The 21,431-nt window shown below is 64.3% G+C and carries 14 protein-coding genes; 9 read left to right on the top strand and 5 right to left on the bottom strand.

The features are described 5' to 3' along the window. Positions 1-8 precede the first annotated feature (8 nt). Positions 9-596 carry a hypothetical protein gene (locus tag CA260_RS07485; RefSeq protein WP_191983770.1) on the top strand — a complete coding sequence of 196 codons (588 nt, stop codon included), beginning with the start codon at positions 9-11 and terminating at the stop codon, positions 594-596. Between the two features lie 102 nt (positions 597-698). After that, positions 699-2,165, top strand: coding sequence for an acetate kinase (locus CA260_RS07490; RefSeq protein WP_238149641.1), 1,467 nt, complete (start codon positions 699-701; stop codon positions 2,163-2,165). An 18-nt stretch (positions 2,166-2,183) separates the two neighbouring features. Here the strand turns inward: CA260_RS07490 and CA260_RS07495 are convergent, their stop codons facing one another. Next, positions 2,184-2,795 (bottom strand): glutathione S-transferase N-terminal domain-containing protein, encoded by a 612-nt coding sequence (locus CA260_RS07495; RefSeq protein ID WP_111981991.1) that lies wholly within the window; start codon positions 2,793-2,795, stop codon positions 2,184-2,186. 57 nt (positions 2,796-2,852) lie between these two features. Next, positions 2,853-3,539, bottom strand: a complete 687-nt coding sequence (locus CA260_RS07500) for a TerC family protein (protein WP_111981993.1) — start codon at positions 3,537-3,539, stop codon at positions 2,853-2,855. A 293-nt stretch (positions 3,540-3,832) separates the two neighbouring features. Here CA260_RS07500 and CA260_RS07505 point away from each other — a divergent pair, with 293 nt between their 5' ends. The 4 genes from CA260_RS07505 (at position 3,833) to CA260_RS07520 (ending at position 9,058) form a co-directional block, all read left to right on the top strand. Next, positions 3,833-5,284 carry a bifunctional 2-methylcitrate dehydratase/aconitate hydratase gene (locus CA260_RS07505; protein ID WP_111981995.1) on the top strand — a complete coding sequence of 484 codons (1,452 nt, stop codon included), beginning with the start codon at positions 3,833-3,835 and terminating at the stop codon, positions 5,282-5,284. Positions 5,285-5,491: 207 nt separating this feature from the next. Beyond that, a complete protein-coding gene (locus CA260_RS07510) occupies positions 5,492-6,625 on the top strand; it encodes an OmpA family protein (protein WP_111981997.1) in 1,134 nt (377 codons plus the stop codon). Between the two features lie 362 nt (positions 6,626-6,987). Beyond that, positions 6,988-8,085, top strand: a complete 1,098-nt coding sequence (locus tag CA260_RS07515) for an OmpA family protein (RefSeq protein ID WP_111981999.1) — start codon at positions 6,988-6,990, stop codon at positions 8,083-8,085. Between the two features lie 214 nt (positions 8,086-8,299). After that, entirely contained in the window at positions 8,300-9,058 is a 759-nt protein-coding gene (locus CA260_RS07520; RefSeq protein ID WP_238149642.1) for a pseudouridine synthase, read from the top strand. A 551-nt stretch (positions 9,059-9,609) separates the two neighbouring features. On the opposite strand, the gene kbl is transcribed toward CA260_RS07520, so the two are convergent. The 3 genes from kbl to tdh form a co-directional block, all read right to left on the bottom strand. Then, positions 9,610-10,803 (bottom strand): glycine C-acetyltransferase, encoded by a 1,194-nt coding sequence (kbl, locus tag CA260_RS07525; protein ID WP_111982007.1) that lies wholly within the window; start codon positions 10,801-10,803, stop codon positions 9,610-9,612. Between the two features lie 257 nt (positions 10,804-11,060). Further along, positions 11,061-14,762 carry a DUF748 domain-containing protein gene (locus tag CA260_RS07530; RefSeq protein ID WP_111982009.1) on the bottom strand — a complete coding sequence of 1,234 codons (3,702 nt, stop codon included), beginning with the start codon at positions 14,760-14,762 and terminating at the stop codon, positions 11,061-11,063. Positions 14,763-14,951: 189 nt separating this feature from the next. Next, positions 14,952-15,986, bottom strand: a complete 1,035-nt coding sequence (gene tdh, locus CA260_RS07535) for an L-threonine 3-dehydrogenase (protein ID WP_172461743.1) — start codon at positions 15,984-15,986, stop codon at positions 14,952-14,954. A gap of 184 nt (positions 15,987-16,170) precedes the next feature. Between tdh and CA260_RS07540 the strand changes: the two genes are divergently transcribed. From CA260_RS07540 to CA260_RS07550, 3 genes are all read left to right on the top strand, one after another. Next, the gene (locus CA260_RS07540) at positions 16,171-18,237 is read left to right on the top strand and encodes a hypothetical protein (protein WP_238149643.1); all 2,067 of its coding nucleotides are present in this window, start codon (positions 16,171-16,173) and stop codon (positions 18,235-18,237) included. A gap of 159 nt (positions 18,238-18,396) precedes the next feature. Next, positions 18,397-20,532 (top strand): S46 family peptidase, encoded by a 2,136-nt coding sequence (locus CA260_RS07545; protein WP_238149644.1) that lies wholly within the window; start codon positions 18,397-18,399, stop codon positions 20,530-20,532. Between the two features lie 138 nt (positions 20,533-20,670). Beyond that, positions 20,671-21,423, top strand: a complete 753-nt coding sequence (locus CA260_RS07550; protein WP_111982019.1) for a carbonic anhydrase — start codon at positions 20,671-20,673, stop codon at positions 21,421-21,423. Positions 21,424-21,431: the final 8 nt, after the last annotated feature.

Raw genomic sequence — 21,431 nt, forward strand, 5'->3', positions numbered from 1 at the left:
GAGCGATGATGAAATCCACCGCACGCATCGTAGGTCTCGGCACGCTGTTGCTCGCGTGCGGCCCGTGGATCGTCGGTGCGCAGGCACAGGACGGGACCGCGCCGTTGTCGTCACCCGCCGCGGCCGAACCCGCTGCGCTCGCGCACGTCGTGAGCGGTATTCCTGCCTCGGACGACGTGGCCGGCTGGACGCCGGTGAGTTCGGAAACACTGGATGAGGCCCGTGGCGGCTACGACCTGGGCAATGGATTGATGGCGTCGTTCGGTATCGACCGCGCGGTCTACGTCAATGGCAACCTCGTCACCTCGACCAGCTTCAACGTGCCGGACATCGCGCACATGACGCCGGCGCAGGCGACCGCCATGCAGACCGCGCTCAACACGGTCACGGTGACGCAGGTCGGACCGAACAACACGTTCGATCCGTCATCGATCGGCCAGAACGCAGGCGCGACGGTCATCCAGAACACGCTGAACGGCCAGCACATCCAAAGCATCACCACCATCAACACATCGGTCAATACGCTCAACGCATTCCGCCAGGCGAACTTCCAGGATGCGTTGCAACAGGCGCAGCTGCAGGCCATCGGGCACTGACATGCGATGCGCCACGCCACCGTCGTATCCACCGCGGAACCGTCGCGTTCGATCGTCGCGATGCATTCGCGTGCAGCTCTTGAACCCGGCTCATGAGGAAGCATGATGCGACACTCAACGTGGCGATATGTATGGTCGGCAGGATGCGCGGGCCTGGTGATGCTGGGCCTGCCCGTTGCGGCCCAGCAGGCTGGCGCACCGGCGGGTGAGGCGGCTGGCGCGTCGCCGCCCGTGGCACCCCATGCCATCCCATCCGCCCCTTCGGCAGCACCGGCACCCGCGGATTCGAATGAGATCCGCAAGAAGGTGGCCGAGCAGGGCGAGCGCATCGAGGCCATGCGCAGCCAGATCAGTGCGCAGATGGCGCAGCTGGATGCGATGAAGCGCGCCCTGGCGGAGCAGGAAGCCGACTATCAATCGCTGCGCCACGCGGTAGGCATCGACGTGCTGGACAAGCAGCGTGCCGGCAACATCGCGGCGGGTGGAGCGGGTGCCTCGGCGTTGCCGATGCCCGCGGCCGATTCGGTGGCGGCGGTTGCGCCAGCACCGCAGCAGCAACCGGTCGGCGAGGCGCCGAAACCCGACACGCGTCCGCCGGAAGTGGCGCCGATCTTCCAGCAGCCTGGCGTGCTCACGCCCAAGGGCAGGTTCGTCATCGAGCCGGCCTACCAGTTCGGCTATTCATCGGTGGATCGCGTGGCGCTGGTGGGCTATACGGTGATTCCCGCGATCCTGATCGGTCTGATCGATGCGCGGCAGGTGAAGACCACCACGCAGATCGGCTGGCTCACCGGCCGCTATGGCATCACCGATCGCATGGAAGTGGAACTGCGCGTGCCTTACGTGTGGACGCACCAGGACACCGTCAGCCGCGAGATCTTCACCGGCACCGCCACCGACAACGCTTTTGGCTCCAGCGGCAACGGCCTGGGCGACATCGAGGCGACCATCCGCTACCAGCTCAACATCGGCGGCCCGGACAAGGCGTTCTACGTCGGCTGGTTCCGCGTGAAATCCAACTCGGGCAAGGACCCGTTCGAGGTCACCACCGACTGCATCCAGCGTTGCGTGCAGAATCCACTTTCGGAAGTTCCGCTTTCGGTCACCGGCACGGGGCTGCCGTTGCACCAGCCTTCGGGCACCGGCTTCTGGTCGTTGCAGCCGGGCGTCACCTGGCTCTATCCGACGGATCCCATCGTGCTGTTCGGCAACGTCAGCTATCTCTACAACGTGCCGCGCGACAACGTCGAACGGCACATCCTGCTGGGCGGCACCGAGCAGCTCGGCAAGGTGAAGCCTGGCGACATCGTCGACCTCAGCCTGGGCATGGGCCTTTCGCTCAATGAGAAGGCGTCGATGAGTATCGGCTATGAGCAGGCCTTCGTCGGACCCACCAAGCAGAACGGCCAGCGCGTGCCGGGCTCGACCAAGATCGTGCTCGGCACGCTGCTGATCGGCGGCTCGTGGCGCTTCAACGAGAAGCGCACGCTCAACTTCACGGTCGGCGTGGGCGTGACGCGCGATACGCCGGACGCGACGGTGACCGTACGCGTGCCGATGATGTACTAGCGCACGCGCATGCGTGTCTTACAGGCCTTCCTGCTGCATGGCCGTCTTCACGCCCGCATCGTCCAGCATGCGCTGGAGGAAACGCGGGAGGTTGTCCAGTCCGCTGAGGTCCACGCCCTTGGCCATCGCCCAGCGCAACACCACGAAGAGATAGGGATCGGCGAACGAGCGCGACCCCGTGAGCCAGTCCCTGCCTTCCAGCTGCGCGTCCAGACGCTCGTAATAGTTGCGCAGTCGTGCGATCGATTTCGTGCGCAACGCTTCCTGGGCGGCTTCGTCGTCGATAAAGCGCTCCGGACGGAACACCGGGCGGAACAGCGGATGCAGGTCGGAATTGATGAAGGCCAGCCAGCGGTTCACCTCGGCGCGGCTGCGCGCCGAGCCGTCGCCACCCAGTCCCGCCTGCGGATTCAGATCGGCAAGATAGTTGAGGATGGCGGCGTTTTCGGTAAGCACCCAGCCGTCGTCCTCCTGCAGTGCCGGCACCGCGCCCGAAGGGTTGATCCGCAGGTACGCCGGCGTGCCGAGTTCTTCGCGGGCGACCCGGTACGTCTCGTAGGGACGACCGATCCATTCGAGAACGATGTGGTCGGCCAGCGAACAGGCGCCGGGCAGGTAGTACAGCTTCATGCGGTCGATCCTCGGTCAGCGAAAACCACGCAGTGTCGCTTGCGCGGCGCCATCGCCTCAAGCCTTCGCGTCAAGCTGCCGGCGTCGACGCTGCATCAGCCAGCCACTCAGGCAGACGCCCACCACGAGCAGGGCATCGAGCGCATAGCGCGACCACGCATGCGCATCGAACCACGGCGACAGCCAATGGTCGTGGGCGATCATGCGCGCCGATGTCCAGGCGATGGCGGCCGCGCCGATGTAGACCACGATCGGGAATCGCTCGATAAGACGCAGGATCAGCGTGGAACCCCACACCACCAATGGCACGCTGATCGCCAGGCCGATGACGACCAGCAACATGTGTCCCTTGGAGGCGCCGGCGATCGCAAGCACATTGTCCAGGCCCATCAGTGCGTCGGCGACGATGATGGTGCGCATCGCCGACCAGAAGCCGGATGCGGCGTCGACTTCATGTGCCGATGGGGTTTCCGGCTGCAGCAGCTTCCAGGCGATCGGCAACAGCAGCAGGCCGCCAGCCAGCATCAGGCCGGGCAGCTTCAGCAGGTAGACCACGACGGCCGTCATCACCAGGCGCACCACGATGGCGCCCACGGTGCCCCACAGCACGGCCTTCTTCTGGATCTGGCGCGGAAGATTGCGCGCTGCCAGTGCGATCACGATGGCGTTGTCGCCCGCGAGCACCAGGTCCAGCAGCACGATGGCCAGCAGGCCGGAGAGGAAGTCGGTACCAGTCAGTTCCATGCAGGTGTCTCTGCGCGTAGGACCAATGCAGCAACAACGGACACGCGCAGCCCGTCGTTACCGCAAAAGTCTCGTTCACGGCAAAGCCGCTGCGGTAACCGGGGCAGTGCGCTGCCCGTGGTGACGACGACCGCAAGGACACACAAGAAATCGGTGTCCGGAACTACTCCCTTTTGGGATAAGTGTCCTTGCATTGTCCTTGCGGAAACGCTGGGCGGTCAAGCGAGAACACTTAAGCCACACACGTGGCCGGGCTACGATCACGGTTTTCCTTTCGCCGTGGGAATGGCCTGATGAGCGAGACCGACCTTCGTTCCGCCAAGCGACCGGATCCCGACCAGCCGATGGTCGATGTCGCCGACTATGTCATCGACTACCGGATCGATTCCGCCGAGGCCTACGACACCGCGCGCTACATGCTGCTCGATTCGCTGGGCACGTCGATGCTCGCCATGAGGTTTCCCGAATGCGTCAAGCACCTCGGCCCCCTGGTGCCGGGCGCCACGCTGCCGGGCGGCGCACGTGTACCGGGCACCAGCCATGAACTGGACCCGGCGCAGGCCGCGTTCGCCATCGGCACGCAGATCCGTTGGCTGGACTTCAATGACACCTGGCTGGCCGCCGAATGGGGACATCCCTCGGACAATCTGGGCGCCATCCTGGCCGTGGCCGACTATCTCAGCCGCAAGGCCGGGCGCGAGGGTGGCAACCCGCTCACGGTGCGCGATGTGCTCGGCTACGCCATCAAGGCGCACGAGATACAGGGTTGCTATGCGCTCAGAAACAGCTTCAACCGGGTCGGACAGGACCATGTGGTGCTGGTGCGCCTGGCGTCCACGGCGGTCGCGACCGCCATGCTGGGGGGTAACAAGGACCAGATCGTCACCGCCGTCTCCCATAGCTGGATCGACAACGGCTCGCTGCGCACCTATCGCCACGCGCCCAATACGGGCCCGCGCAAGAGCTGGGCCGCGGGCGACGCCTGCCGACGCGCCGTCACCCATGCCATCAACGCCGTGTACCGAGGCGTGGTGGGCTATCCCTCGGCGCTGACCGCGCCGGTCTGGGGTTATTACGACGTGGCCTTCAAGGGCAACGCCTTCCAGTTCGAGCGCCCGTTCGGCAGCTATGTGATGGAAAACGTGCTGTTCAAGATCAGCTTCCCGGCTGAATTCCATGCCCAGACCGCGGTCGAGTGCGCCATGAGACTGCACGACGCCGTGGCGGGCAGGGTGGACCAGATCGAGAAGGTGGTGATCGAGACCCAGGAGGCGGCAACCCGCATCATCGACAAGACCGGCCCGCTGGCCAACTATGCCGACCGCGACCATTGCATCCAGTACATGGTGGCTGTGCCGCTGATCTTCGGGCGGCTTACCGCCGACGACTATGGCGACGGCGTGGCGGCCGATCCGCGCATCGACGCCCTGCGTGCCAAGACGGTGGTTCGCGAGGACCCGCGATTTACCAGGGACTATTACGACCCCGAGAAGCGTTACATCGGCAATTCGGTCCAGGTCTTCTTCACGGACGGCACCCATACGGATAAGGTGTCCGTCGACTACCCCATTGGCCACCGCAGGCGCCGGGCGGAGGGCATCCCGGAACTGCTGAAAAAGTTCGAGTCGGCCATCCGGGGCCACTTGCCAGCCCACCGGGCGGAGGCCATTCTGGAGGCTACGGCGGACGCGACCAGGCTGGATGCGATGCCGATCCAGGAATTCCTGGGTCTCTTCACGCTGTAAAGACGGCGTTAGCAGAAAATGAACGGGCGTTTGGGGTCGATTTGCAATTGTTTAACTTTTGCTAAGCTACTCCGCGCCCGTTTCGGGTAAACCAAGCATCAAAGTTCTGAGGTAAGTCGCTGGCTTCATAGGAATGCGAATCCACGACTGATGTTATTCCCGTCTGGGGTGAACGGACGCGTACACCAATAAACGAGGAGACACCTGATGAAACGTAAGGGCTTGTACATGCTCATTGCCCTCGCCTTGGGCGGCGCAGGCGCCGTTCACGCGCAGGACAACACTTCCAGCTCCGCTCCGGCTCCGACCACAACGCCCAGCTATGACGGCCGTTGGTACATCGCCCCGACCGTTGGCGGGTACTACAACGACACCGACCGCAATACCAACAGCCGCCAGTTCTACTATGGCCTGGGTATCGGCCGGTTCTTCTCGCCGAACTTCTCGTTGGATTTCTTCTTCGATCGCACCAAGCGTGATCGCGACACTTACGTCAATGGGCTCACCACCAATGGCGGCAAGTGGGCGAACAACAACTGGGGCGTCGCCGCGCGTTACTACTTTGGCGAATGGACTGCCTGGCGTCCGTACCTGTTGGGTGGCGTGATCGGCAGCTACCACCAGAACAGCAACGACAATGGTTGGGATCCTGCAGTCGAAGCCGGCCTCGGCGTATCGAAGACCGTCACCGACAGTTCGGATATCCGCATCGAAGCGGGCTATCGCTATGACTGGGACGACAAGACCCAGCCGAACAAGAGCGGTTACGGCGACTGGTTCCTGGGCTTCAGCATCGTGTCCCGCTTCGGCGAGCCCGCTGCCGCCCCGGTGGTCGCACCGCCGCCGCCGCCGCCGGATTGCTCGAAGCTCGACAGCGACGGCGATGGCGTCAACGATTGCGACGACAAGTGCCCGAACACGCCGGCCGGCACGATCGTCGGTCCGGATGGTTGCCCGCAGAAGGTCGTGATCGACCTGCGCGGCGTCAACTTCAAGTTCGACCGTCCGAAGAAGGGCGAGAAGGACATCAGCAAGTCGCTGGCCGAACCGAGCAAGGATTCGATCGCGGTTCTCGACCAGGCCGTCGACACCCTGCAGCGTTATCCGCAGGTCAAGGTCACGGTCGCCGGTTACACCGACAGCGTGGGTACCGACCAGTACAACCAGGGTCTGTCGGAGCGTCGTGCGAAGATCGTGTACGACTACCTGCTGGCGCATGGCGTCGACGCAAGTCGTCTCGAAGGTCCGATCGGCCACGGCAAGAACGATCCGATCGACACCAACGACACGGATGCCGGTCGTGCGCGCAACCGCCGCACGGAGCTGCAGGTCCAGCAGTAATCGGGCTGGTAAACGCAGTATCGAAAAGCCCGGCGCAAGCCGGGCTTTTCTTTTGCGCCATGCGGCGACATCGACAGGCGGTATCGGCGGCCCCTCGAAGCGCGACATCTTGTCGCATGCTTCGCACTCTCGCGCGCAGCAAATGTGCGTTGTCTGAACAGCGCTTCACCAACGACGTCTCCATGGGCGTGCGATGCACTTAACGATTTTGCTACACTCCGCCGCGCTTTGATCTTTGACACCAATTTGATCGGGACGCAAAGCAAGGGACGGAAGTAAGTCCCTGGATGTAGAAGTCAGTGACGCGCGTTTTCCGTCTGGGGTGGAGCGGACGCGAATACCAATAAACAAGGAGACACCTGATGAATCGTAAGGGCTTGTATTTCCTGATTGCCCTGGCCCTGGGCGGCGTAGGTGCCGTTCACGCGCAAGACAACACTGCCGGTGCGACCACGCCGAGCTATGACGGCCGTTGGTACATCGCTCCGACCGTGGGCGGCTACTACAACGACACCGATCGCAACACCAACAGCCGTCAGGTCTACTACGGCCTGGGCTTTGGTCGCTTCATTGCACCGAACACCTCGATCGACCTGTTCATCGACCGCACCAAGCGTGACGCCGATGCCGGCGGTCGCTGGGCGAACAACAACTACGGCGTGGCCGCTCGCTTCTACTACGGCGACTGGAATGCATGGCGTCCGTACCTGCTCGCCGGCGTGATGGGCAGCTACCACCAGAATGCCGTCGACAAGGGCTGGTCGCCGGCCGCCGAGCTCGGCGCTGGTGTGTCCAAGACCGTCACCGACAGCACCGACATCCGCATCGAGGCTGGCTACCGCTATGACTGGGACGACAAGACCCAGCCGGCGAAGAACGGCTACGGCGACTGGTTCCTGGGCTTCAGCATCGTGTCCCGCTTCGGCGAGCCGGCTGCTGCTCCGGTCGCTGCCACCCCGCCGCCGGCCGCTCCGGACTGCTCGAAGCTCGACAGCGACGGTGACGGCGTCAACGATTGCGACGACAAGTGCCCGAACACCCCGGCAGGCACCATCGTCGGTCCGGACGGCTGCCCGCAGAAGGTCGTGATCGACCTGCGCGGCGTCAACTTCAAGTTCGACCGTCCGAAGAAGGGCGAGAAGGACATCAAGAAGGCGCTGGCTGAGCCGACCACCGACTCGATCGCCATCCTCGACCAGGCTGTGGACACCCTGCAGCGCTACCCGCAGGTCAAGGTCAACGTTGCCGGCTACACCGACTCGGTCGGTAAGGACGCCTACAACCAGGATCTGTCCGAGCGTCGCGCTCAGATCGTGTACGACTACCTGACCGCTCACGGCATCGCCGCCAGCCGTCTGGAAGGCCCGGTCGGCCACGGCAAGAACGATCCGATTGGCAGCAACGACACGGATGCTGGCCGCGCCCAGAACCGTCGTACGGAGCTGCAGGTCCAGCAGTAATCGGACTTGTAAAACGCAGTACCGAAAAGCCCGGCGCAAGCCGGGCTTTTCTTTTCTGGCGATTGTCCCGCTGTAGGAGCGCACCCAGTGTGCGACCGCGAAGTTCCATCGCATCGCGGGTGCGCTTGTCGCCGGTGTGCTCCCGGAAAGATCACGCCCGGCGCGCGAATCGCCTACCATCGCCATGCTCATCCGTCGGCAGTCGAGTCCCTCCATGCGTCCATCCCGTCCTGGGCCGCGCCCTTCCGCGCCTTCTGCGCCACGTCATGGCCTGGCGCGCGTGCTCAGCAAGCTGGGCGTGTGTTCGCGCAGCCAGGCCGAGAAGGCCGTGCGAGAGGGCAGGGTGCGGGTGGACGGCAGGGTCGTGCTCGATCCCGAACGTCCCGCGGATGCACAGCGGCAACGCATTACGCTCGATGGCGAGGCCGTGGCAGCGAGTGAGCGCATCTACATAGCGCTCAACAAGCCGCGTGGCATCGTGGTGAGCGCCGCGGACGAGCGCGGACGCGATACCGTCTATGACCTGCTGAAGCAGGCCGGATTGCCGTGGCTTGGGCCGGCCGGGCGCCTGGACAAGGCAAGCGAGGGCCTGCTGCTGTTGAGCAACGACAGCGTGTGGGCTGCGGGGCTCACCGAGCCAAAGCATCATGTCGACAAGACCTATCACGTGCAGGTCGACAGTATCCCCGACCAGGCATTACTCGATGCTCTGGTCGAAGGTGTCGTGGAGCAAGGTGAGCGCCTCGCCGCACGTCGCGCCGTGCTGTTGCGACAGGGCGAGAAGAATGCGTGGCTGGAGATCGTGCTGGACGAGGGGCGCAACCGGCATATCCGAAGATTGCTGGGGGCGCATGACGTGTCGGTGTTGCGGTTGATCCGGGTGGCGATCGGGTCGCTGGTGCTGGGTGAGTTGGCCAAGGGGCAGTGGCGGCACCTCACCGAGGCTGAGGTACGGGCACTGGTCCAGCCGTAAGCCTTCTCTGGTGAGGTTTCGGGTACCCAGCGGTCCCTTGTCCGCTGCTGCCGAATGTAGGAGCGCACCCAGTGCGCGATAGGTGCCGGCCCCACCTATAGCCGTGTGAGCCGTCACTCCCTCTCCTTGCGCTGTGCGAGCCGTGACTCCCTCTCCCTCCGGGAGAGGGTTGGGGAGAGGGTGCGGTTCTCGCCCCTGTCCGTCATCAGTGCGCGGGCCAGTAGAGCTATACGGGAGCCAAGAGCCGGTCACTCGGAGTTTCGGCTTTTGCTTGATGCACTATTGCAAAGGTGCCGCCTACGCGGCGGGCGTTTCGATCTCCTGCCGGAGCTCGAGTCACTTTTCTTTTGCTGGCCCAAAAGAAAAGTAACCACCATAAAGGTGGCAATGCCCAAAGAAAATGGCCTTTAGAGCCAGAGCTCTTAGCGTTGTGCGGGATAGAAGCGTCGGAGGACTGGTGCAAGCCTAATCAGCGACGTTCTACCTCATAGGGCATGGCTACATGAATTGCGAAGAGGGCTTGGCGAAGCCCTCTTCATGCTGGCGCAGGCTTAGATCACACCCAGCTTCTTGCCCACCTTGATGAACGCCGCAATCGCCTGATCCAGATGTTCACGCGTATGCGCCGCACTCATTTGCGTGCGGATGCGCGCCTGGCCTTGCGGCACCACCGGGTAGAAGAAGCCGGTGACGTAGATCCCTTCTTCCAGCAGATCGGTGGCCATGGCTTGCGCTTTCTTGGCGTCGTAGATCATCACCGGGACGATCGGGTGCACGCCTGGCTTGATGTCGAAGCCGGCCTTGGCCATCTGTTCGCGGAAATAGACGGTGTTGGCCTTGACCTGTTCGCGCAGATCACCGGCGGCGGACAGCATGTCGAACACCTTGATGCCGGCGGCGACGACGTGCGGCGGAAGCGAGTTGGAGAACAGGTAGGGGCGCGAGCGCTGGCGCAGCATCTCGATCACCTCCTTGTGTCCCGTGGTGAAGCCGCCCAGCGCGCCGCCGAGTGCCTTGCCCAGCGTGCCGGTGATGATGTCGATCTTGTCGAGTACGCCGTTCACCTCGGCCGAGCCGCGGCCGGTGTCGCCGAGGAAACCGGTGCAATGGCATTCGTCGATGTGCACCAGCGCGTTGTACTTCTCGGCGAGCGCAGTGATCTGGTCCAGCGGCGCGATGAAGCCGTCCATCGAGAACGCGCCGTCGGTAGTGATCAGCTTGGTGCGTGCACCGGCGGCGTCGGCAGCCTCCAGCTGCTTTTCGAGATCGGCCATATCGCAGTTGGCGTAGCGGAAACGCTTGGCCTTGCAAAGGCGGATGCCGTCGATGATCGACGCGTGGTTCAGCGCATCGGAGATGATGGCGTCTTCTTCGCCGAGCAACGGCTCGAACAGGCCGCCGTTCGCATCGAAGCAGGCGGCATAGAGGATGGTGTCCTCGGTACCGAAGAAGTCGGCGATCTTCTTCTCCAGTTCCTTGTGCAGATCCTGCGTGCCGCAGATGAAGCGCACGGAGGCCATGCCGAAGCCGTGGGTGTCCAGCGCTTCCTTGGCGGCCTGGATCACGTCGGGGTGATCGGCCAGGCCCAGGTAGTTGTTGGCGCAGAAGTTGAGCACTTCCTTGCCGCTGTCGAGGCGGATTTTCGCCGATTGGGGCGAGACGATGATGCGCTCGGCCTTGAACAGGCCCTGCTCGCGGATGGATTCGAGTTCGGCGGCGAAGCGCGACTGGCCGGGGTAGCTCATGGGACGTTCCCGCTGGGATCAAAACGCTATTTTGACCCCTCGGAGGACGGGAAGGAACAGTGCACGGCTCGATGCCGTCATCTTTCCTAACCGTCATTCCGGCGTAGGCCGGAATCCAGTGTCGAAACGTCAGGTTTTCGCGACAGGCAACAAGGCATTATCGGGCCGCCTCGCCGCTGGATTACCAGCCTTCGGCTGTTGAAAAGCGCCTCCGGCCTGCGCCGGAATGACGGGGTGGGAGAGGCGCTGCAGCTACCTCACCCCTGGTGCAAGCCAAATTCCACGCGCGTGGTCTTGCCCTTGTCATCAATGCCCTTGGTGTCCAGCACGGCGGGCTTGAGCGACATGCGCTTGTCGTCAAGCTTGCCCTTCAGCCACGCCTGCACGGCGGCGGCGCGGCGTTGGGCCAGGTCGCGCATTGCGGATTCGTCGACGGCGACATTGGTTTCCATCAGGCTGCGCATCTCGTCGGGATCCAGCGATTTCTTCAGGCCGATGAAATTCTTCGGCTTGCCCTTGAAGTCGTCGTCCTTGTATGCGCGTCGAAGGTACTTCTCGTACTCGTCGGGCGTGACGTTGACGGCGGCAAGCGCAGCGTCGGAGGTATCGGCGTTCTTGCCGTCCCGGTCCAGCGCCTTCTGACGGCGAACCAAGGTGTCCACGGTGACCTTGCGCAGGCCATCCTGGTCCTTGGAAGGATCGACGCGGCCGGTGATGTCGAGATTCAACGAGGTCTTCTGGTTGAGCATGGCGACGACCTTGCCCAATCGCTCCTGCGCGTTCTTGTCCAGCACGGCCGAGCCGGCGTCGAACTCGACATAGCCCAGGTCTTCGTGATTGCCGCCGGCAAATGCGGCGCCCAGCAGGCGGAACGGCGCGGTCACCGCCTTGGCGATAAGGTTGCCGACGGCGCGCCAGATCAGGCCGCCCATGCTGAATTGCGGATCGTCCAGCGAACCGGACACCGGTACGTTCACGTCGATGTTGCCCTGCGTGTCCTTCAGCAGCGCCACCGCCAGCTTCACCGGCAGATGCTGGATGCCAGGGCTTTCGTCGCGGTCACCAAAGGTCAGCTGGGTGATGAAGATGTGGTTGTCGGCGTTGAGCTTGCGCTGGTCCAGCATGTAATGGACGTCCATCGTCAGCTTGCCAGCCGTGATGGGATAGCCGGTGTACTTGGTCGAGTACGCGCTCAGCCCAGTCAGCTCCACCTCGTTTGCCTTGCCCTTGATGTCGAGGAAGGCCACGGGCTGCAGCGGATTGATGGTGCCGTCGATGTCGATCGGCGAGTTGTCGTTCAGCGCCGCCTGCACCGACAGGTCGGCCGGCGGATCGCCTGGCGTAGTACCAAAGGCGCCGATCTTGCCGGTCACCTTGGTCATGTTGGCGGTGTAGTTGGGCTTGATGAAATTGTCGGTGTAGTTCAGCTGGCCGTTGACCAGCGTGATGCCGCCAATGCGGATATCGGCTGGCGGCGCCGCGGGCACATTGGAGGAGGGTGCCGGCGCGGCGGCCACTTCCTTTTTCGTGGCCGAGGTCGTGGCGGGGGCGGGCGCTGGCGCCGGTGCGGAAGCCGCAGGTGCCGGCTTTCCAGGCAACGGTTGCTCGTTCTCGCCACGCGTCAGCGACACCGGAGCCGACTCGGGATTCGCCACCACCTCGGACAGGTTAAGCGTGCCGTTGGAGTTGACGATCATGCGCGCATAGAACGAGCTGAGCACCAGGCTCGCCACGTGCATGCGCGGTGCGCCGATGCCGTAGGACACGTCGAGCTGGTTGCTGCTCAGCGTGCGCCAGCGCAGGAAGTCATCGCCCGTAAGCTTGTCCTGGATGCGCACCTGCTCCAGCGCGGCATTGCCCTTGTAGGTCATCCTGGGCTCGGCGTTGCGCCCGTCGTAATGCAGCTTGCCGTTGCTGGTGATGCGCGCGCTGGAAATCGTCACGTTCAGCGGCACGCTGATGTACGGCTGGAAGCTGGAGATATCCAGGCGCTTGGTGTCCAGTTGGATGTCGGCGAGCGTCGGCATCGGCTGCACTTTGCCGCTGGCGGTGAAGCTCCCCTTGTCGATGTTGCCCGACAGCTTCATCTCGCGCGGTTCGTTGAGCTTGTCGCTCAGGTTGTCCATGCCGCCGCTAAGCGAGCTGATCTTGATCTTTACCGGCTTGTCGCTGCCGGCCGCCAGGTCGGTGAAGGCGACGGCGGCGTTGTCGAACACGAGGTGCGCGATGCTCCAGTGCCATGGCGTGCTGTTGACTTCAGTCTTCTTTGCCGGTGCACCCTTGGCGGCGAACAGATCGACGAGGCTGATGTATTTGTTGCTGTTGCGCTGCACGTCCAGGCTGAGGCCCGTCGCCTTGACAGTGCCCAGCTGCGCCTGCTGCGTGGCGAGGTCGACCTGGTTGATCTCCGATTCCAGCACCTTCCACGCCACCGGCGAATCATGGCCCTTGTATTGCGGCTCCATCGCGAAGTCGGTAACGGTGGTGTGGGCGTTGGACAGGTGGATGTTGAAGGGCTTGCTCCAGTCGACCTGCAACTGGCCGGTGGCATCGAGCTTGCCGTTGGTCAGCCGCGCCGCCAGGCCCTGGTAGGTGGCTGCCTGCAGCGGCGCCATGTCGACCTGCCTCGCGTTCAGCGCGGCAATGAACCTGCTCTTGGCAAGGTCCACCGTGCCCTTCATCGAAAGCTCGCCGCCGAAGAACTGCGCCGTTACGTCCAGCTTCGCCGCCGGAGCGGCCTGCATGCTCAGTCCCTGGACGCCGCCGTGGAGATTGTTGATGTCGATCTTGCCGGTGGCGTTGGCGTAGTGGATGGCGCTGTTGGCGAGCGTCACCGAGGCGATGCGAAGGTCCATCGGCTGGGTTTTCGCATCGCTGGCGGGCCTTGCGGGAGCTGCCGTCAGGGTATCGAAATTGCTGCGACCTTCCGCCGTCGACGTGTAGTAGAGCTGAGCCTGCTCGAGCGCGAGTGCACCGATCACGTAGCGCGATTGCAGTGGCTGCACGTCGGCAAGATCGGCGGTGCCCTTGCCAAGGCTCAGGATCGCCTGGGCGTCGCTGCTGTTGAGCGTGAAGTCATCCAACTGCAGCTTGCCGGTGAGCTGCAGCTGGGGCTCGGGCTTGGCCTGCACGAAATGCAGGGTGAGATCGCCGCTCAGCAGGCCCTTGGGAATGGCGATCGGCAGCGTTGTCGGCGCATAGCCGATGTAGCGAGCCAGGTCGAGCCGATCGAGATGGAAATCGATGGTCGATTCGCGGTTGTCAGCGAAGGGTTTGGTATGGCCATCCATGCGCAACGGGCTGCCGTCGACCTTCATCGAGAGCAGCGGCTGCACGAAGATGTCGGTGTCGCTGGGCAGGTTGGCGATGAAGGGGATGCCCAGCTCGAGGTTCTCGACATGGTGGCTGGCTTTCAGTGCGTCATCCTGGAACTGGATATCGCCGCCATGCACGCTGATGTTGGACAGCGCGAAGCGCGTGGGCGGCGCGTTCGGGTCCGACGGCGTGGCGTTGAAGCGATCGATGATGTCGCTGAAATTGAAGCGCTGGTCGCCCGTGCGCACGATATGGATGCGCGGGCCTTGCAGGGACAGCTCGTCCAGCACCGGCTTGAGGCGGAACAGCGAGCCCCACGAGGCATTGATCACCGCCTGGTCGATGTCGACGAACGGCGACTTGCCGTCGCGGTCGGCGATATGCAGGTGGTCCAGCTGCAGCCGCAAGGTATAGGGATTGAGATGGGCGGCGCCCAGGGTGACCTGGCGCTGCAGCGCGACGCTGGCACGCTTCTCGATCTGGCTGCGGATGAGGTAGGGCGCGGCGAAGAAGCCGAGCAGCCCGAAGACCACGATCGCGATGACGGTGATCAGGGTCCATTTGCGCACGCGATGCGAATGGTAGACGGCGAGGGCGCGGTCGCGTCCTGCGGCCAGACGGGGGTTGCTGAAAAGATCAGCCATGCCGACGATGCTCCGATGTCATCGCGAGCCGACCGTGCGAGGTCTGTACGACCCGGCAACGTCATTATCCGGTCATGCTGTCGGCGCGCCCTAGGGCAGGAGTGTACTAGGGCGGCCCAGACGGAAGCATCGGTTTTTCCGCCGGACGACCCGGCGGAACATTCGATTATGTGACGGTTTAGTGGAAGCTCAGCTCCAGGAGCACACGACCTTGCCGCACTTGCCCGCATCCATCAGGTCGAAACCTTTCTGGAAGTCGTCGATGTGGATCTGGTGCGTGAGCACCTTCTGCAGCGGGAAGCCGGTGAGCACCATCTGGGTCATCTTGTACCAGGTCTCGTACATGCGACGGCCGTAGATGCCCTGCAGGGTGAGGCCCTTGAAGATCACCTTGTCCCAGTCGATGCCCGCGCCGCGCGGCATGATGCCGAGCATGGCGACCTTCCCGCCGTGGTACATGCATTCAAGCATGTCGTTGAAGGCGCGCGGATTGCCGCTCATTTCCAGGCCCACGTCGAAGCCTTCCATGTGCAGGTCCTTCATCACGTCCTTCAGCGACTGGTTGGCGACGTTCACCACGCGGGTGGCGCCCATGTCCGCCGCCAGCTTCAGGCGGTAGTCGTTGATGTCGGTGACCACCACGTTGCGTGCGCCCACGTGCTTGGCGATGCCGGCGGCGATGATGCCGATCGGGCCGGCGCCGGTGATCAGCACGTCCTCGCCGATCAGGTCGAACTCCAGCGCGCAGTGCGCGGCGTTGCCGTAGGGATCGAAGAAGGCGGCCAGCTCGGACGGGATCTGGTCCGGGATCGGCCACAGGTTCGAGGCCGGCATGGTCATGTATTCGGCGAACGCGCCGTTGCGGTTCACGCCGATGCCGATGGTGTTCGGGCACAGGTGCTGGCGGCCGGCGCGGCAGTTGCGGCAATGGCCGCATACGATGTGGCCTTCGGCCGAGACGCGGTCGCCGATCTTGTAGCCGGTGACGCCCGGGCCGATCTCCACGATGCGGCCGACGAATTCATGGCCGATGGTCAGGCCCGGCTTGATGGTGCGCTGGGACCAGTCGTCCCACTTGTAGATGTGCAGGTCCGTACCGCAGATCGCGGTCTTTTCCATCTTGATCAGCACCTCATTGGGGCCGACCTCGGGGACGGGCACTTCTTCCATCCAGATGCCCTGCTCGGGCTTGCGCTTGACCAGGGCTTTCATCATCTGAGGCATGGGATTTCCGTGGGGAAGGGCGGGAAAACCGACATTATAGAAGGCGGGCGGGGCGCCGGCTTCCTGCACTGCAACGTTGTGGTCCCGGGCTCCAGCTTTTACTGTCGCAAGACTGTGCGTCACTGAACGGAGCGGGCGAATGCGTTTGAGCAGGGTGGGAAGTTCGGTCCTGGCGGTTTGGCAGATGGGGCGCAGACCCTTGGTGGCCGCCTTGATGCTGTCCGCGGGCCTGGCGCTGGCGCCGCCGGCCTGGGCGGCGCAGGAGGGCGCCAAGGCGCCCCTGCAGTTCCGCATCACCGAGGGGAACATCGAGAATGCGTTCTTCCAGGACGGCAGCATCGCGGCCCATCTGTTGCTCAGCTCCGGCGAGAAGCCGCGCATGCTGGTGGCCTTCCCGGCCGGCAACAGCGGCGCAGGCTTGTGGTTCGAACCGACCGACAAGCCGGTGCAGTGGTCGCTGGGCAAGGTAACCGGCCAGCACCGTTCCGTGGACGGTCATGGCTGGAATGGCATTGCCGCCGACGCCAGCGTCACCGCTGACCGTCTGGTGCTGAAGGATGCCGTGCTAGGCAGTATCCGCATGCTGCGCGATTACCAGCAGGGCCAGGGTTACACGGCACAGCTCGCCGCCACGCCAAAGGTCGCTGCCACGCCGCGGCTCACCGAGCGCTCGGCGAGCTGGCAGCGCCAGCGACTGGATGGCGCGCCGGGCTATGCCATCGCACTGAGCACGGACAATGGCCGCTTCACGCAGGAGGACGGTCACCTCGTGCTGCGTCCAGATCACGCGGGCGAGGCGCTGCACCTGCACATCGAGGCCAGCACGGGCGAAACCCCGCTGACGCCGTTCACGAACCTGCTCAATGACCGTGCACAACCTGACAAGCGCAGCCGCGAGGCGCTGCAGTTCCTCAGCTACCGCGAGAAATTCCTCGCCGGGTCCTGGCGCTTCGACACCTATTTCGGCCGCGACACGATGATGTCGCTGCGCCTGCTGATGCCGGTGTTGCAGCCGGCGGCGATCGATGCCGGCATCGCTTCGGTGCTGGCGCGCCTTTCGCCTGACGGACAGGTCGCGCATGAGGAAGGCATCGGCGAGTTCGCGGTGCTTCAGCATCTCAAGGAGCAAGGCAAGCCATCCGCCGAGCCGATCTATGACTACGTGATGGTCGACAGCAACGTGATGCTGCCGCCGGTGGCCGCTGCGTGGTTGCTGGAGGATCCGCGCGGTCGCGATGGTGCCCGAGCCTTCCTCGCCGGCAAGCTGGGGGCGGGGCGGCGAGGCGACGCGCTGGTGCGCAACCTGCTGTTCGTCGCCGCGAGCAGCGAAGCCTTCGCCCGCCAGCCGGTGTATTCGAACCTGGTGGCGCTCAAGCCCAATGCCAAAGTGGGACAGTGGCGCGACAGCAACGAGGGCATCGGCCGCGGCCGCTATCCCTACGACGTCAACGCGGTCTGGATGCCGGCCGCATTGCGCGCGATCGGTCAGTTCCTCGACGCTGGCCTGCTGGACGACTACACCACGCCCGCGCAGCGCGAACGGCTGCGTGTGGCCGCGGCCAGCGCCAACGATTGGGAGCAGCACGCCAGTGCGCTGTTCGCGGTGCATGTTCCGAATGACCGTGCCGTCGCGCAGGTGCGTGAATACGCCAAGCAGATCGGCGTGTCGGACACGTCCGCGCTGAAAGCCGTGGATGGCGGCCAGGTCGACTTTCCTGCCATCGCACTGGACGCGCAGGGCAAGCCGATCCCGGTGCTGAATTCCGATGAGGGGTTCCAACTGCTGTTTGGCAAGCCGGACGCCGCCGCGCTGGATCGCGACATCGGCAACCTGATGCGGCCGTTCCCGGCTGGCCTGATGACCGACGTGGGCATGGTGGTCGCCAATCCCGCCTATGCCGATCATGATGTGTGGTCGCGCTTCGGCAACAACGCCTACCACGGCACCGTGGTCTGGGCGTGGCAGCAGGCGATCATGGCCGCCGGCCTGAAGCGACAGCTGGCCCGCGGCGATCTGTCGACAGCGACCCGCCAGCATCTGGAGGCGGCGCAGGCCGGGCTGTGGCGTGCGATCTGCGCAGCGAATGCAGTGCGTACGTCGGAGCTGTGGTCGTGGTCGTACGCCAACGGCCACTACCGCATCGAGCCGTTCGGTGCGGAAGGCGCGCACGAGGACGAATCCAACGCCGCGCAGCTGTGGAGCACGGTATTCCTCGCGCTGCCGCCGCCGGCCGGACTGGCCTGCCATTGATCGATTCCGACGCCCGCTCCTTGCGGCGGGCGTCGATGTTGCTGCGGCGAGCCGGTGTGCAATGCAGCGTTACCCGCGCGGGCGTTTCGTTCTATGGTCGCAAGTTATTGCGAAATCGCCCGAGGAACAGGCATGCGTTTGAGAAAGATGGGGTGGGTCATGGCCATGGTGCTTGCGACGACGGCACATGCCGATGAAGGCATGTGGATGCCCTCGCAGTTGCCGAGCATCGCCAGGCAGCTGCGGGCTGCGGGATTCCAGGGCAATCCCGCCGACCTCGCCGACCTCACCCAGGCACCGTTGAGCGCCGTGGTGAAGGTGGGCGGCGCCACCGGCTCCTTCGTCAGCAGCGATGGCCTGGTGCTGACCAACCACCACGTGGCCTTCGGCGTCATCCAGTACAACAGCAACGCGCAGCGCGACCTCATCCAGAATGGCTTCGTCTCGCACGACCGCGCGGAAGAACTGCCGGCCAACCCGGATTTCCGCCTGCGCGTCACCACCGGTTTCGACAAGGTCACCGACAAGGTGCTGGGCGCGGCCAAGGGCAAGACCGGCCGTGCGTACTACGACGCCGTCGATGCCGCGAGCAAGGCGCTGGTGACCGAATGCGAACGCGAGCCGGGCATGCGCTGCAGCGTGGTCAACATGTTCTACGGCCGCGATTTCTACTTGGTGAAGCAACTGGAGCTGCGCGACGTGCGATTGGTATACGCACCGCCTCGTGCGATCGGCAACTACGGCGACGAGGTGGACAACTTCGTATGGCCGCGCCATTCGGGCGACTTCACCATCCTGCGCGCCTATGTGGGGCCGGATGGCAAACCGGCGGACTACGCCAAGGACAACGTGCCGTACCACCCGCCTGCGCATCTGCAGATCGCTTCGCAGGGCGTGCGCGAGGGCGACTTCGTGATGCTGGCGGGCTACCCGGGTGTCACCTATCGCCATCGCACGGCTGCCGAGTTCGCCGATCAGGTGCAGTGGCGGCTGCCGGCCACGGTGGACGTATTGCGCCAGTTGCAGGACGTGATCGAGGAAGTCGGCCACACCGATCGCCAGGCGACCATCCGCTATGCCTCGCAGCTGCAATCGCTGAAGAACAACATCAAGCGGTTCAGCGGCGAGCTGGATGGCCTCAAGCGCAGCGATGCCGTCGCCATTCGCCGCAAGGACGAGGACGCGATGCTTTCCTGGCTGGCGGCACAGCCATCGGCCGCCACGCTGCGACCGCAGATCGATGAAGTGGCGCAGCTGATCGCCGCAGGTAATGCCACGCGCGAGCGCGACCTGCTGCTTGCCGTGATGCAGACGCAGACCCAGCTGATGCGCTCGGCGCTGACGCTGCAGCGCCTCGCCCATGAGCGCGCCAAGCCTGACGCGCAACGCGAGAGCGGCTACCAGCAGCGCGACGAGGATCTCACCGCCGGCATGCTGCGGCAGGTGCAGCGTCGTTACGATCCCAAGGTGGAGAAGCAACTGCTGGCATCGTTGCTCACGCGCTACCAGAAGCTGCCTGACGCCCAGCGCCTGCCGGAATTCGACGCCGCTTTCGGCCGCAGCCCGGCCGAGCTGTCGGGCACGCTGGACAAGGTCTATGCGGCCACCCAACTCGGCGACGAGGCGCAGCGTCTGCACTGGCTGAAGGCCGAACCGGCGGAACTTGCCAAGTCCAACGACGCATTGCTCATGCTGGTCGGCAAGCTGCAACCGGCGCTGTTGCGCATCGAGGAAGAGCGCAAGGCACGTGAGGGCGATCTGCTGCGCCTGCGACCGGCGTACATGGACGCGCTGATCGCCTATCGCGAGAAGCAGGGGCGCGCGGTGTACCCGGATGCCAATTCCACGCTGCGCGTGAGCTACGGCAAGGTCACGCCGCTGGAGGCGCGCGATGCGGTGGTCTATCACCCGCTCACCACCACCGCGGGCATCGTGGAGAAGAACACGGGCGTCGAACCGTTCGATGCGCCCAAGCCGTTGCTCGATGCGATCGCGCGTGGCGACTATGCCGGGTACGCCGATGCCAGGACCGGCGCCATGCCGGTGGACTTCCTCAGCAACCTCGACACCACCGGCGGCAACTCCGGTTCGCCCGTGCTCAACGCCAAGGGTGAACTGGTCGGCCTCAACTTCGACAGCAACTGGGAAGCGGTGAGCGCGAGCTGGATGTTCGATCCGCGTTACAAGCGCGCCATCCACGTGGACCTGCGCTACATGCGCTGGCTGATGGACAAGGTTTATCCGGCGCCGCAGTTGTTGAAGGAGCTGGGCATACCGGCCCACGCCGCGCCCTGATCGGTCCTGTTGGCGTGCCTTTGCGGGCGCGCCAACATCGTGGCACGGCCTTCCCCTGTCGTGCTCCGGCCCGGTTCACGCCGGTTTCATTGCCTTGGGCGTGCAGTAAGCCTTCATTCCCTCGGGGAGGAGGGTGTCATGGACTTGCATGAAGAGGGTTGCTGTAGCGGCTTCCACCACGGTCGGCGCGCGATGCTCAAGTCGACACTTGGCCTGGTGGCGCTCGGCGCCATGGGTGTCACGCCGTTGTTGCTGCCCGGTTTTGCCGAGGCAGCCGCCCTGACGAAGGCGCAACGCGATGCGATGACGCCCGACCAGGTGATTGCCTTGCTCAAGCAAGGCAATGAGCGCTTCCGCGCGGGCAAGCTCGACACTCACGATTACCTCGCGCAAAAACGCGCTAGTGCAGCAGGGCAATATCCGGCGGCGGTGATCCTCAGCTGCATCGACTCGCGCGCACCGGCCGAGATCATCTGCGATACCGGCATCGGCGATACGTTCAACGCGCGCGTTGCCGGCAACATCGCCAACGACGATCTGCTGGGCAGCATGGAATTCGCCTGCGCCGTGGCGGGCGCCAAGCTGGTGCTGGTCATGGGGCACACCGCGTGCGGGGCCATCAAGGGCGCCATTGACGGCGCGAAGCTCGGCAACCTCACCGGCTTGCTGGACAAGATCAAGCCTGCCGTGGAGGCGACCAGGTTCGACGGCGAGCGCAGCAGCAAGAACGACGCATTTGTCGATGCGGTGGCGGCGACCAACGTGCGCCACACCATCGATGAGATCCGTCGCCGCAGCGATGTGCTGGCCGGCCTCGAGAAGGACGGCAAGATCAAGATCGTCGGCTCGATGTATCAGCTGGTGGGTGGCAAGCTGGAGTTCTACGCCTGAGCGGCGTT

Source organism: Dyella jiangningensis (assembly GCF_003264855.1).
GTDB classification, from domain to species: domain Bacteria; phylum Pseudomonadota; class Gammaproteobacteria; order Xanthomonadales; family Rhodanobacteraceae; genus Dyella; species Dyella jiangningensis_C.

Bases quoted from the DNA above. Each gene is read 5' to 3' on its own strand.
- CA260_RS07485 (WP_191983770.1), top strand. From the start codon at position 9: ATGAAATCCACCGCACGCATCGTAGGTCTCGGCACGCTGTTGCTCGCG.
- CA260_RS07490 (WP_238149641.1), top strand. From the start codon at position 699: ATGATGCGACACTCAACGTGGCGATATGTATGGTCGGCAGGATGCGCG.
- CA260_RS07495 (WP_111981991.1), bottom strand. From the start codon at position 2,795: ATGAAGCTGTACTACCTGCCCGGCGCCTGTTCGCTGGCCGACCACATC.
- CA260_RS07500 (WP_111981993.1), bottom strand. From the start codon at position 3,539: ATGGAACTGACTGGTACCGACTTCCTCTCCGGCCTGCTGGCCATCGTG.
- CA260_RS07505 (WP_111981995.1), top strand. From the start codon at position 3,833: ATGAGCGAGACCGACCTTCGTTCCGCCAAGCGACCGGATCCCGACCAG.
- CA260_RS07510 (WP_111981997.1), top strand. From the start codon at position 5,492: ATGAAACGTAAGGGCTTGTACATGCTCATTGCCCTCGCCTTGGGCGGC.
- CA260_RS07515 (WP_111981999.1), top strand. From the start codon at position 6,988: ATGAATCGTAAGGGCTTGTATTTCCTGATTGCCCTGGCCCTGGGCGGC.
- CA260_RS07520 (WP_238149642.1), top strand. From the start codon at position 8,300: ATGCGTCCATCCCGTCCTGGGCCGCGCCCTTCCGCGCCTTCTGCGCCA.
- kbl (WP_111982007.1), bottom strand. From the start codon at position 10,803: ATGAGCTACCCCGGCCAGTCGCGCTTCGCCGCCGAACTCGAATCCATC.
- CA260_RS07530 (WP_111982009.1), bottom strand. From the start codon at position 14,762: ATGGCTGATCTTTTCAGCAACCCCCGTCTGGCCGCAGGACGCGACCGC.
- tdh (WP_172461743.1), bottom strand. From the start codon at position 15,986: ATGCCTCAGATGATGAAAGCCCTGGTCAAGCGCAAGCCCGAGCAGGGC.
- CA260_RS07540 (WP_238149643.1), top strand. From the start codon at position 16,171: ATGGGGCGCAGACCCTTGGTGGCCGCCTTGATGCTGTCCGCGGGCCTG.
- CA260_RS07545 (WP_238149644.1), top strand. From the start codon at position 18,397: ATGGCCATGGTGCTTGCGACGACGGCACATGCCGATGAAGGCATGTGG.
- CA260_RS07550 (WP_111982019.1), top strand. From the start codon at position 20,671: ATGGACTTGCATGAAGAGGGTTGCTGTAGCGGCTTCCACCACGGTCGG.